The organism is Bradyrhizobium sp. CCGB12 (genome assembly GCF_024199845.1).
In the GTDB taxonomy this organism is placed as follows: Bacteria; Pseudomonadota; Alphaproteobacteria; order Rhizobiales; family Xanthobacteraceae; genus Bradyrhizobium.
Genome location: NZ_JANADO010000001.1, coordinates 3,354,641 through 3,366,650, shown reverse-complemented (window position 1 = coordinate 3,366,650; position 12,010 = coordinate 3,354,641). Strand labels below are relative to the sequence as shown.

The window sequence follows — 12,010 nt, the reverse complement described above, 5'->3', positions numbered from 1 at the left end:
GGCCATGCTCGGATCCGCCGCAACAACCAAGAGACGCCGCAACCGCTGTGCCGCCTTCGCGCGGGACGATAGGGGCGCCACGGCCGTCGAATTCGCGCTCATCGCGGCGCCGTTCCTCGCCCTCATCATCGCGCTGATCCAGACCTTCCTGGTCTTCTTTGCCCAGCAGATGCTCGAATCCGTGGTGCGCCAGTCGGCGCGCCTCGTCCTGACGGGGCAGGTCCAGTCCGCGCAGATGACGCAGGCGGTCTTCAAGCAGAAAGTCTGCGATCAGATCGTGATCCTGTTCAATTGCAGCGGCCTGATGGTCGACATGCAGGTGGCGACCTCGTGGACATCAGCGAACACGGCGATGCCCACCCTGACCTTCGACAGCTCGGGCAAGGTTACCAATGTCTGGCAGTACGATCCGGGCGATGCCGGCGATATCGTCGTTCTCCGCGTCATGTACGTGTGGCCGGTCGTCCTCGGGCCGCTCGGTTTCAACCTCTCGAATCTCAGCAACGGCAACAGGCTGATCATGTCGTCCGCTGCGTTCCAGAACGAGCCAGGAGCTACCTGATGATCTCCGCCCTGTCGTCTCGCGCTCGGCACCTGTTGACCGATGACCGCGCCGTCGCAGCGACGGAGTTCGCCATGGTGGTGCCGTTCATGCTGGTGCTCTATGTCGGCGGCGTCGAGCTCGGCAACGGCCTCGCCATGAACGTCAAGGTCAGCGCGACCGCGCACAGTGTCGCCGACATGGTCACGCAGAACACGGCGGTCACCTCGTCCCAGATGGACGGCATCCTTGCAGCTGCGACCGCCATCATGGCCCCATATCCCATCAAGAGCGGCACGACCTCCTTGATGACGATCACGGTCTCGGAAGTGTCGACTGACAGCAGCGGCAAGGCGACCGTGCAATGGAGCAAATCGACAAGCTCCACGGGGGCGAGAGCCGTCGGTCAGCAGATGACGCTGTCATCCTTCACCGCGCCGAGCGGTACCAGCAACGCCAATATCTCGCTCATCTTGAGCGAGGTGTCCTACGACTACGCGCCCAACCTCGGCTTCACCATCGCCGGCACCGTGAAGCTGTCGGACAGCTACTACCTGTTCCCGCGTTGCTCGACCAACAGCCCGGCCACCTCGAGCTTTCCCTATTACGACGTGAAATATCCGGCGACGACCACCTGCACCTGCGTCCAGCATTTGCAGCAGAAGAGCTGCTAGCGTCGCGCGGTCGATCTTTCCCCGACCGGGCCGCGCCAGACCCTAGTGAATGATCTGGCTCAGGAAACCCCTTGCCCGTTCCGTGCGAGGAGCTCGGAAGAACGTTTCCGGATCTGCCTCCTCGATGATGCTTCCGCGGTCCATGAAGACCACCCGGTCGGCGACCTCGCGGGCGAAACCCATCTCGTGCGTCACGCAGACCATCGTCATTCCCTCTCGCGCCAGCTCGACCATGGTGTCCAGCACTTCCTTGACCATCTCTGGGTCGAGAGCGGACGTCGGTTCATCGAACAGCATGATCTTGGGCTGCATGCACAGCGCCCGCGCAATGGCGACGCGTTGCTGCTGACCGCCTGATAGTTGTGCGGGATATTTGTCCGCCTGATCGTGAATGCGAACCTTTCGCAGCAAGCCGAGTGCGCGATCGCGCGCTTCCGCTTGTGAAATGCCGCGCACCTTCATCGGGGCCAGCATGCAGTTCTCGGCGACCGTGAGGTGCGGAAACAGGTTGAAGCTCTGAAACACCATCCCGACCTCAGAGCGAACGCTGTTGATGTCGGCGACACGATGGCTCAACTCGACGCCGTCGACGACGATCCTGCCTCCGTCGTGTTTCTCGATGTGGTTGATGCACCGGATCAGCGTCGACTTGCCGGAGCCTGACGGTCCGCAGAGCACGATCTTCTCGCCCTTGCCGACCTTGAGATTGATCTCGTTCAGCGCGGTGAATGCGCCGAACCGCTTCATCACGTTCTCAATGATGACGATTGCGCCGGGCTGCGTGGCATTGCCGACAGTCTCTTGAGGCATGTTCGTCTCCCGAATGCGTGGCTGCTTGATATCCCGGTGGTCATCGCACCGCGGCAAGGGCATATCGCTTGCGGAGGGTGGCGACACACTGCGAGGCTGCAGAGCTGATGGCCAGATAGACCAGGGCGATAACGAGGTACATTTCAACGAGCCGGCCATTGAGCTGCGCGAGCTTCGAAGCGGCTCCCAGAAGATCCGTCAGCGAGAGGACGTAGACGAGAGAGGTGTCCTGAAACAGGATGATCGTCTGGCTCAGGATGATCGGACTGGCAACACGCAGCACCTGCGGAAGGACGACATGGCGGTAGGTGTCGTAGGTGGACAATGCGAGTGCCTGGCAGGCCTCGAACTGACCCTTGTTCACCGCCCGCAGCCCGACACGGATGATCTCGGAGTAGTAGGCCGCCTCGAACAATCCGAAGGTGATGAAGGCCGTATATGTGGCGCCGATCGGAATCGGGCGGCCGTTGCCGCTCAGGTGCCCAAGCACGATCGGCACCAGGAAGAAGAACCAGAACAGGACGAGGATCAGCGGGATGGACCGGATCAGCGCGACGTAGCCGCGGACAATCTGCGCAAGCACGGGGATCTCGAAGTGCTGGACGAGCGCAAGGCAGGTTCCGAGAACCATGCCGATGACGAACGCGGCGGCCGTGAGCGACAACGAGAAGAGGAGGCCCGACCAGAGATAGGGCCAGGATTGTGCGAGTATCGAGAAATCGAGGGTGTTCATTTCACAACCTCCATGGCGCCGGGCAGGGCGCCGCCTTGCTGCATGTCGGCAGTCAGATCCTGATCAGAAGCGAGCTTGGCGGGGGCGCTGCCGGGAATCCGGACCGCTCTGTCGATCAGCATCATGGTTTGATAGGCAATCAGTGCCAGACACAGGTAGACGATGGTCGCCGCGCCAAATGCCGAGAATGTCTGGAACGTGGCCTCGCTGATCTGGCGGGCCTGAGCGGTCAGCTCCATCAAGCCGATGGTGAGTGCGACTGAAGTGTTCTTGTAGATGCCCATGACCTCGCTCGTGAGGCTCGGCACGATGAGGCGCAAGGCCTGCGGCACGATGACATAGCGATAGGTGAGGTAGCCGCCGAGACCGAGGGCGCTCGCGGCCTCGATCTGCCCCCGTGGGAGCGCTTCGATTCCCGCCCGGACTTGCTCGGCTATGCGGGCCGCGGTGTAGAGCCCGAGGCAGAGAAGTGCCGGGAAGAACGAGGCCCAGGGCGGCGGAATTTGCTTGATTGCATCGCCGACCGCGCTGGGCACCACCTCTGGGAAGACAAAATACCAGAGGAACATCTGCACCAGGACAGGGATGTTCCGGAATATCTCGACATAGAGCCGGGCCAAGATCGAGAAGAAACGATTCCGGACCGTGCGGCCCACGCCGACGATCAAGCCGATGCCGAACGCGATCCACCAGCCGAAGAAAGCCAGAGCCAGGGTCCAGCCGAGACCCGACAGAAGCCAGTCGATATAGCGCTGGCCGTCCGCCGCCTGTTCAAACAGCACTCCGAACATCGCGAGCCTCCAGGTGCAGGTGCGAACGAGGATGACCTCGCGAGAAGAGCCGAACGATGCCGGCGTTAGTCGACGGCGTCGCTCGGATGCGCGATCCTGTCCTTGAGCGTCTCGGAGAGCGGGAATGCGAGATTTTCGCCCTTGGGCGGAATCGGGCTGTTGAACCACTTCGCATAGGTCTTCTCGAATTGACCCGATGCCATCTGCTTGGACAGGACCTCATCAACGAGCGCCTTGAAGCCGGCGTCGCCCTTCGTGAACATCAGTCCGTAGTAGATCTTGGCGTATCCCTCGGGCAGGAACCTCAGTGCATTGGGATTTGGTGCCGCGGCCTTGAGGCCCGCAAGCAGGATGTCGTCTTCCATGAAGGCGGAGGCACGCCCGGTGGTCAGCATCAGGAATGACTCGGCGTGGTCTTTTGCCTGGACGATGTTGAAGCCGAGCTGCTCCTTTGCGTTCACGCCCTGGGCAAATCCGACGGCGTTGGAGCCCTGGGTCACGACGACGGTCTTGCCCTTGAGGTCTGCCGCGCTCTTGGGCCCATCCGCCTTGACGAGCCATCGCGGCTGGCTGACGAAGGTGGCAACGGAGAATGAGACCTGCTCCTGCCGCTTCTTGTCGTTTGCCGTGCCGCCACACTCGATGTCGACAGTTCCGCTCTGGATCAGTGGAATCCGGTTCGAGGAGTTCACCGGGGTGTAGTTCACCTTCACATTGGGCAGCTTCAGCGCCTCCTTGATGCGATCGACGATCGCCCCGCAGAGATCGAGCGAGAAGCCGACGGGCTTCTGGTCGGGCCCGAGATATGAGAACGGTATCGATGCCTCACGGTAGCCGATGGTGATCGCGCCGCTGGATTTGATCTTGTCCAGCGTCGGGCTGTCGGCGGCCACGGAGGGAGTTGGACTGACGGCCATCAGTCCCGGGAGAAGTCCCAGCACCTGAATGAGCTTCTTCATGCTTTTCACCTTCCCATGGTTTGTCGAATTCAAGCTGCGGCCGAGGACCGCGTGAGCCCTCGCTTGCGAACGACATCGATCAGGCGATCGATGTCGGTGGCGGTGTTGAACATGCCGAGCGAGACGCGAATGCCGTCTCGTTCGGGCGACACGCGCACGCCATTTTCCTCGAAATAGCCGAGCCAGTCCGCCGCGGGCAGGGCGATGACGTAGATATGCGGCGCGCGGTGCTGTCGATCGCGCGGGCCAACGAGGCGAACGCCCAGCTCGTCCAGGCTCGCGATCAGGTGATCGCCGAGGTCGAAGCAGTGGTTCTGGATGTTCTGCACCCCGATCTGCTCGATCATGTCGAGGGAAGCGCCGAGAGCATGGACCGCGGGCAGATTGAAGTTGCCGAGCTCGAACCGCCCAGCGGACGGCGAGGGCGCCATCTTGTCGGGGCGCGCAATCAGATCCTCCGGAATCTCGGCGAGGCTCGCGGCCGCCAGATAGGTCGGCTCCAGCGCTTGGAGCGCCTTGTCCCAATAGAGCAACCCAAGCCCTTGCGGGACCAGCAATCCCTTGTGGCTTCCAGAGCCGATGAAGCTGGCGCCGATCGCCTTCGCGTCAACAGGCACGACGCCGATCGCCTGCATCACGTCCACGACGAAATAGAGCTTCTTCCTAGCGCACATCGCGCCGACGCTCTCGATGTCGAAGCGGTGGCCGGCGTGGAAGGTCACATGCGACATCGAGATCGCGCGCGTCTTTTCGTCGATGAGGGGCGCAAAGCTGTCGGCATCGACGATATCGGTCATCGGGATGAAGCGGACCTCGACGCCCTTTCGCTGCAGATTGAGGAACGCATAGGCGTTGTTCGGATGATCGCCGTGGATCATCAGGACATTGTCGCCGGCCTGAAGCGGCAGCGCGTTGGCCGCGATGTTCATGCTTTCCGACGTGTTCTTCGTGAAGGCGACCTCGTCGGCGGTCACGCCGAGAAAGCGGGCGACCTTGGCGCGGGTCTGCTCCACCCGGTCGAGCCAGACGCTTTTTGGTCCGGCCATCTCGAAGCCCTCGCGAAGGAAGAGCTCGATCGCGGCCTTCACGGGACGTGCGAGCGGCGTTTGAAACCCGGAATCCAGGTAGACCATCCGCTCGACGGCGGGGAATTCCTTCCTCACCGCGTCGACGTCATAGTGACGAGACATGCACATCTCCTGTTGGGCGCGCCGTCACCCCCTTGGGTCTCGGCCAATGGCGGAGCGAGATTCTGGGAACGGCGAGACTGCGTTGCACAACTTCTGGTCAATCACCGGCAACGCCAAGAATATGAGCTTTCCTGATTTCGACAAACGAAATTGTCGAATTTCAATAGATTTAATTCCGAAAAATGATAATGCTTGACGTTGATCTTGATTTCGCTACCTATTTCGGCCGGTGAGAAGATGACGAAGCGCCTGGAGAAGGATGGGCCCCTGGATCGCGCCATTGCGATCGTTCGGCACGTGGCCGACCAGCGCAAAGCTGTCTCGGCCGCGGAGATCGCAAAGGCTCTCTCGCTGCCTCTTCCGACAGCGCACAGGTTGATCGGAAATCTCGAGGATCGCGGACTCCTGCAGAAGGCGCTGGGGACCAAGCGTTACGTCGTGGGCAACCAGCTCGTCACACTGTCGGCCACTGTGATCGGAGCAGCCTTCCGCACGGCGCGGCGGCACGCCGTCCTGCGGGCGGTCGCGGGAGAAATCGGCGAGCAATGCGAGATCGGCGTCGTGCGCGACAATTCCGTCGCCTATGTCGACAGTGTCCGCGTTTCGGAGCCGCAGGGTCTTCAGTTCAACCCGGGGGAAGCGGCGCCGTTGCACTGCACGTCCACCGGCAAGATCTACATGAGCAGACTGCCCGAGCGTATCAGGGCGAAGCTGTGCCGCGCGCTCCCCCTGACCAAATTCACGGAAACCACGGTCGTCGACGTCCACGCACTGATGAAGGTTCTCGATGAGACGCGGCGGCGCGGTTGGGCCAAAACCAACGAAGAATACGTGAAGGGCGTGGTGGGATGTGCCGTTCCCATTCTGTCACCGGATCGGGAGTTGATCGCTTGCCTGGGCGTTTCCGTACCGGTGGCGCGCGTGAGCTTCGCCGAACTGGACCGGTTCATAGCGCCGCTGCAAAAGGCCGCGGCGCTGCTGTCGGAGACCATTCTGCAGGTCGAGGACGATGACGGCGCGGATGGGCAGTGATGACGCCGTGCTCGCGTGATCGCGAGCTCCGATCATTCCGTCACAGCCGCAGCACCTTGCCGGGGTTCATGATGTTCTGCGGATCGAGCGCGCGCTTGATGGTTCGCATGATGTCGAGCTCGATCTTTGAGCGGTAGTGACTGAGCTCGTCGAGCTTGTCCAGGCCGATGCCGTGCTCGGCCGAGATCGAACCACCCATGGAGGTGACGAGATCGTTCACGGCGCGCGTGATGGCGGGCGTGTACTGGGTCAGTGTCTGCCGATCCATGCCCTTGGGCCCCATCAACGAAAAATGCAAATTGCCGTCGCCGATATGCCCCAAAGGATAGGGGCGAATGGTCGGGAGAATGTCGAGTACGGCCTTGAGCCCCTTGTCGATGAACTCGGGGATCTTGGAGATCGCGACCGACACGTCGAAGCTGAGCGCCGGTCCTTCGGCCCGGGTGGCCTCGGCGGAGCCCTCCCGGATGCGCCACATGTTGCGCGACTGACCGACCGTCTGCGCGATCGCTGCATCGAGCACGCGACCGGCCTCGAGCTGATCGGCAAGGAACTGCTCCATCTTCTCGGACATGCCCTCGGCCTCGTCCTGGCGGGCCCGCGCGGATGACCATTCGAGCAGGAGGTACCAGGACGCATCCGCCTTCAGCGGATCCTGGGTGCCGGGGATATGGCGCAGCACCATGTCGATGGCGGCGTGGCTCATCAACTCGCAAGAGCTGACATTGTCCTCGGACGCCGCGTGCGCTTCGGACAGGATCTCAAGGGCCGCGCGCGGATCGCGGATGGCCAGCCACGCTGTGCAGACGTCCTTCGGTGCCGGCCATAGCTTGAGCACGGCCTTGGTGATGATGCCCAGCGTGCCTTCGGCGCCCATGAACAGATGCTTGAGGTCGTAGCCCGTGTTGTCCTTCTTGAGGGCACGCAGTCCGTTCCAGACATCGCCATTGGCCAGCACGACTTCGAGCCCCAGGACGAGATTGCGGGCATTGCCATAACGCAGCACCTGCACGCCGCCGGCGTTCGTCGACAAATTGCCACCGATCATGCACGAGCCCTGGGCGCCGAGACTGAGGGGCAGGAACCTGTCGTGACCGGCCGCAGTCTCCTGAAGCGTCTGGAGAACGCAGCCGGCCTCGACCGTCATCGAATAGCCGACGGGATCAACCTCCAGAATGCGGTTCATGCGGCCGAGCGACAACACGATGCCGGTGTGCGCTGGCCAGGGCGTTGCCCCACCCATCAGGCCGGTATTGCCACCCTGCGGCACGATCGCAACGCCGTGCTCGTGGCAGAGCCGGACTACTTTGGAGACCTCTTCGGTGTTGGCGGGACGAACGACGGCTCCCGCACCGCCAACCAGCAATCCCCGCCAATCCGTCACGAACGGCTGCTTGCCGTGGTCGTCCTCGATAAGGCCCTTCTCGCCGACGATCGCGCGCAACGCATCGCGCATCTCGGTGGTCAAAGGAGCGGTCGGGATGGTGGGGAGGGACGACGGGAAGGCTGCCGGCATTATGTTTCCTCTGGCGCATCTTGGTGTGCACTGCGCGCGTCAAGCGCTTGAGGGCATTGTCCACGTTTGCGGCGGGGAGTCTAACGACAATGTGGCTTGACCCTGTGGACCGGTGGGCCCGCATCGACAGGTCCGGAGGTTCTCGATCCCTGACGTCCGGCAATTGATCCAGGTCAAAGGAGAATGACCGGATCGCTGGAGGACGATGGTCCCCCAACGATCGTTGCAGCTTCGTCAGGCGGCCACCGTGGCGCGGTTGAGCGCGGCGATCAGCTTTGCGGCGATGGGTTGATCCGACCGCGGGTTCTGGCCAGTGATGAGCTCGCGGTCCTCGACGACGTAAGGCTCGAAGTCGATGGCGCTCCTGCTGACCTCGCCACCAGCCGCGCCAAGCGCGTCCGGCATGGTGAAGTAGATCTTGCCGTGCAGGAAGTTCTCCTCGATTGGCTTCTCCTCCGAGGCCGTGAACACCGTCATCTTGTATCCCGCATACTGCCAGCCCTTGCCCAGCTCGGCGATCCTGGCCTTGTCGCTGGCGATCAGGGCGGCGCGGTACTCCTTTGCGTGCGGCAAGGCGGCCAGTGTCGCGATCGGTCCGTGGCAGAGCAGCGCGGTCGGCTTCTTGCGCTCGTGGAAGTACCGCAGGATCTTGCCGAGCTCGACATCCTGCATGAGGTCAACCACCGGGGCCTGTCCGCCGGGGACGAAAACCGCGGCGTAGTGATCCAGCCCCTCGTCGATGATCGAGCGCAGCGTCCTCACGTCGGTCATCGACGGATCGCTGTCGAAATAGGTGCGGGCCCGACGGTAGGCATTCTCGTCGCCGCCAAAATGCTCAGCGGAGTCCGATGGCGGATCGATATACGGCTTCGTACCGTCAGGCGTGGCCAGCACCACCTCGTATCCGGCGTCGATTAGCGCCATCGCCGGCACGACCGTTTCATTGAGGTACTGGCCGGTCGGACCGGTGCCTCCACCCTGGATCTCGATACGCGTAGCGTTGGAGCCGACGACGAGTACTTTTCCTTTGGACATGGTGTCTCCAGGAGTTTTGCTTGATCGTCTGGTGGTTAGAACGTCATCACGGCCAAACTCACACGCTCGCCCTAGTGCTCGAGCAGCGGCTGGCCTGAAGCACGCGCACAAGCGCCGATCCGCGCTGAGACTTCGCTCGGAAACAGCGTCGGTTGTCGGCTCAAAAATCTGTGGTTGGCATAAAGGTGAGCGTGTTCGCTGATGGGCACAAGCAGGCCTCGCAACGTCATTCCGCGCGCATTCTAGGGGCGGCGGCGCAGTCTGACTATGTGGGACGATTGGCTTGAAGCGGATGCTTCGTGCGATTCCGCAATAATGGCATGATGCCCCTGTTTTGCCCGACGTGTCAAACGGCGTTGCGGACGCACCAAGCTAAGTCATTGATCCGACTGCTGCCGGCTACTGTGCATGGGGTTGTTTTCGCACTGTTTGTTTGAGCTGCCACCCGGATGACGCATTACGCGCTCTCCGTCTCCCGGTGCACGTCGTGCACCACGAGCCCCATGCCTTCATCGGGCATCTTGATCCAGTCGCGGCGCTTCAGGGTACGCTTGGTGTCCTCATAGCCGCTTGTCCAGTGCTCGCGCATCGAGGTGCCCGAGAACTCGTGGTCCTTGGCGTCGCCCTCGTAGGCCTTCTGCTGGTAGATCAGGTGCAGGATCGCGATCTCCGGCATGCGGCGCAGGCTCGCCTTGAGCTGGCGGTCCTCGTCGGAGAGCTGCTCGTCGGGGACTTTCGCCAGCGCCTTGTAGAGCAGGACCTTGAGATTGTGGGTGCGGCGATAGACGTCGGTGTTGTGGCGCGTGCGCGAGGAATACATGATGTCCTTGTGGCGGGCCATCACGTCCTGGATCGAGCGCGGCAGCACGCCCCGTGCGCTGAACAGGTCGACCTGGAACACCAGAGAATTGAGCGCGTCCTCCTGGTCGAGCAGATGCTGGAGCGGCGTGTTCGAGACGATGCCGCCGTCCCAGAAATGATCGGTGCCGATCCGCACCATCGGCAGCGCCGGTGGCAGGGCGCCGGAAGCCATGATGTGCTCCGGCTCGATCTCGTCATGGGCATTGTCGAAATAGATGAAATTGCCCGAGAGCACGTTGACCGCGCCAACGGCGAAGCGGACCTTCTTCTCGTTGATGAGGTCGAAGTCGACGAGTTCGAGCAGGCTCTCCTTCAGCGGCATCGTGTCGTAATAGCTGGTGGCGGTCTTGGCGCCGACCGGGCTGAACCAGGGATTGACCTGGTGCGGAGTGAAGAAGCCCGGCTGGCCCATCGCGGAGGTCATCCAGGAGCTGTAGAGATTGCGCCACTGGCGGAAGATGTCGCCGTCCGGCGTGTAGTGCCAGATCTTGCGGTTGGTGATGCGCTCCCAGAAAATCTGCAGGGCCTCGAGCCGCTTCTCCGGCTTGTTGCCGGCGATGATGGCGGAGTTGATCGCGCCGATCGAGACGCCGGTGACCCAGTCGGGCTCGATGCCGGCCTCGTGCAGCGCTTGGTAAACGCCGGCCTGGTAGGCGCCGAGCGCGCCGCCGCCTTGCAGCACCAGCGCGACCCGGTCGCAGCGCTCCGGCCGCCAGCCCCGCGAGGGCGGCTGATGGGTCTGATATGTCGGTTGCGACGTGCGGGCGTCCATGGCGATGTCTCCTGCTTGCGGCAAACGATTGCGTCCAGCAGTGACGGGGTGATGACAACTTCGGCGCCAATGCATCGGCTGCATGCACGTCAACCGCAAGGCGAATGGCAGCCGGTCACGCGCCTGACGGAAATTCATCACATCGCAGTCAATGAGGATCGCTAGCAATTCGCACCAAGCCTGTTGCGGCCGGGCGGGCATCACATAAGACATCACACAGGAGATCAGGATGCGCAGGGAAGACGTGCTGAGACTTCCGTCCATGCCGGCGGCCGGGCCGAGCTACCCGGCCGGGCCCTATCGCTTCGTCAACCGCGAATTCCTCGTCATCACCTACGAGACCGATCCGGACCTGATCCGCGCCGGCCTGCCCGAGCCGCTCGAGCCGATCGACCAGCCGATCGTGCATTACGAATGGATCAAGATGCCGGATTCCTCCGGCTTCGGCAGCTACACCGAGTCCGGTCTCGTCATTCCGGCACGCCTCAATGGCGAGGAGGTCAACTTCGTCTCGCAGATGTATCTGGACGATGATCCGCCGATCGCGGCCGGCCGCGAAATCTGGGGCTTTCCGAAGAAGTACGCCCATCCCAAGCTCGAGATCGTCAAGGACACGCTGACGGGCACGCTGGAATATGCCGGCCAGCTCGTCGCCATGGGCACGATGGGCTACAAGCACGAGAGCATGGCCGGCAACGGCGATCTCACCCGGGCCACGCTGTCGAAGACGCAGATCAATCTGAAGATGATCCCGGGCGTCGACGGCCGCCTGGAAGTCTGCCAGCTCGTCGCCATCAACCTCGTCGACATCGTGCCGAAGGGCTCGTGGATGGGGCCTGGCCGTCTGCATCTGGTGCCGCACGTCAATGCCCCCGTCGCCGACTTCCCGGTCCGCCGCTGCGTCGGCGCGCACCATTACATCGCCGACCTGACGCTGCCGTTCGGCCGTGTCGTGCACGACTATGTCAGGGAAGCCGAGGCGCTGGCCGCGACGGGGCTGGCTGCGGAGTAGGGCGGGCGCGGCATCATCAAACTGTAACAGAGCCGTAATTGAGTAGCCGTGCGAAGTCCGGAAGCTGTCGTCAGCCATCTTCCG

General features: G+C 62.5%; 12 protein-coding genes. 4 read left to right on the top strand and 8 right to left on the bottom strand.

What is annotated here, in order from left to right:
* Positions 1-4: 4 nt before the first annotated feature.
* Both NLM27_RS16245 and NLM27_RS16240 read left to right on the top strand, forming a co-directional pair.
* Complete coding sequence (locus tag NLM27_RS16245; RefSeq protein WP_254144263.1) at positions 5-562, top strand: TadE/TadG family type IV pilus assembly protein; 558 nt, start codon at positions 5-7, stop codon at positions 560-562.
* Entirely contained in the window at positions 562-1,215 is a 654-nt protein-coding gene (locus NLM27_RS16240; RefSeq protein WP_254144262.1) for a TadE/TadG family type IV pilus assembly protein, read from the top strand. Before NLM27_RS16245 ends, NLM27_RS16240 begins: the two co-directional genes overlap by 1 nt.
* Before the next feature lie 42 nt (positions 1,216-1,257).
* Here the strand turns inward: NLM27_RS16240 and NLM27_RS16235 are convergent, their stop codons facing one another.
* The 5 genes from NLM27_RS16235 to NLM27_RS16215 all read right to left on the bottom strand — a co-directional run bounded on the left by NLM27_RS16235 (position 1,258) and on the right by NLM27_RS16215 (position 5,698).
* Positions 1,258-2,025 carry an amino acid ABC transporter ATP-binding protein gene (locus NLM27_RS16235; protein WP_305887595.1) on the bottom strand — a complete coding sequence of 256 codons (768 nt, stop codon included), beginning with the start codon at positions 2,023-2,025 and terminating at the stop codon, positions 1,258-1,260.
* Between the two features lie 40 nt (positions 2,026-2,065).
* Positions 2,066-2,758 carry an amino acid ABC transporter permease gene (locus NLM27_RS16230; RefSeq protein WP_254144261.1) on the bottom strand — a complete coding sequence of 231 codons (693 nt, stop codon included), beginning with the start codon at positions 2,756-2,758 and terminating at the stop codon, positions 2,066-2,068.
* Positions 2,755-3,549, bottom strand: coding sequence for an amino acid ABC transporter permease (locus tag NLM27_RS16225; RefSeq protein ID WP_254144260.1), 795 nt, complete (start codon positions 3,547-3,549; stop codon positions 2,755-2,757). Before NLM27_RS16225 ends, NLM27_RS16230 begins: the two co-directional genes overlap by 4 nt.
* A gap of 65 nt (positions 3,550-3,614) precedes the next feature.
* The gene (locus NLM27_RS16220; protein ID WP_254144259.1) at positions 3,615-4,508 is read right to left on the bottom strand and encodes an amino acid ABC transporter substrate-binding protein; all 894 of its coding nucleotides are present in this window, start codon (positions 4,506-4,508) and stop codon (positions 3,615-3,617) included.
* A 29-nt stretch (positions 4,509-4,537) separates the two neighbouring features.
* Positions 4,538-5,698: an aminotransferase class V-fold PLP-dependent enzyme gene (locus tag NLM27_RS16215; RefSeq protein ID WP_254144258.1), complete on the bottom strand. Its 1,161-nt coding sequence runs from the start codon at positions 5,696-5,698 to the stop codon at positions 4,538-4,540.
* Between the two features lie 237 nt (positions 5,699-5,935).
* Between NLM27_RS16215 and NLM27_RS16210 the strand changes: the two genes are divergently transcribed.
* Positions 5,936-6,730 carry an IclR family transcriptional regulator gene (locus NLM27_RS16210; protein WP_254144257.1) on the top strand — a complete coding sequence of 265 codons (795 nt, stop codon included), beginning with the start codon at positions 5,936-5,938 and terminating at the stop codon, positions 6,728-6,730.
* 40 nt (positions 6,731-6,770) lie between these two features.
* On the opposite strand, the gene NLM27_RS16205 is transcribed toward NLM27_RS16210, so the two are convergent.
* The 3 genes from NLM27_RS16205 to NLM27_RS16195 form a co-directional block, all read right to left on the bottom strand.
* The gene (locus NLM27_RS16205; protein ID WP_254144256.1) at positions 6,771-8,246 is read right to left on the bottom strand and encodes an FAD-binding oxidoreductase; all 1,476 of its coding nucleotides are present in this window, start codon (positions 8,244-8,246) and stop codon (positions 6,771-6,773) included.
* Between the two features lie 234 nt (positions 8,247-8,480).
* The gene (locus tag NLM27_RS16200; protein ID WP_254144255.1) at positions 8,481-9,281 is read right to left on the bottom strand and encodes a type 1 glutamine amidotransferase domain-containing protein; all 801 of its coding nucleotides are present in this window, start codon (positions 9,279-9,281) and stop codon (positions 8,481-8,483) included.
* 457 nt (positions 9,282-9,738) lie between these two features.
* Positions 9,739-10,914 (bottom strand): patatin-like phospholipase family protein, encoded by a 1,176-nt coding sequence (locus NLM27_RS16195; protein ID WP_254144254.1) that lies wholly within the window; start codon positions 10,912-10,914, stop codon positions 9,739-9,741.
* A 229-nt stretch (positions 10,915-11,143) separates the two neighbouring features.
* On the opposite strand from NLM27_RS16195, the gene NLM27_RS16190 reads away from it, so the two are divergent.
* Complete coding sequence (locus tag NLM27_RS16190) at positions 11,144-11,926, top strand: acetoacetate decarboxylase (RefSeq protein WP_254144253.1); 783 nt, start codon at positions 11,144-11,146, stop codon at positions 11,924-11,926.
* Positions 11,927-12,010 lie beyond the last annotated feature (84 nt).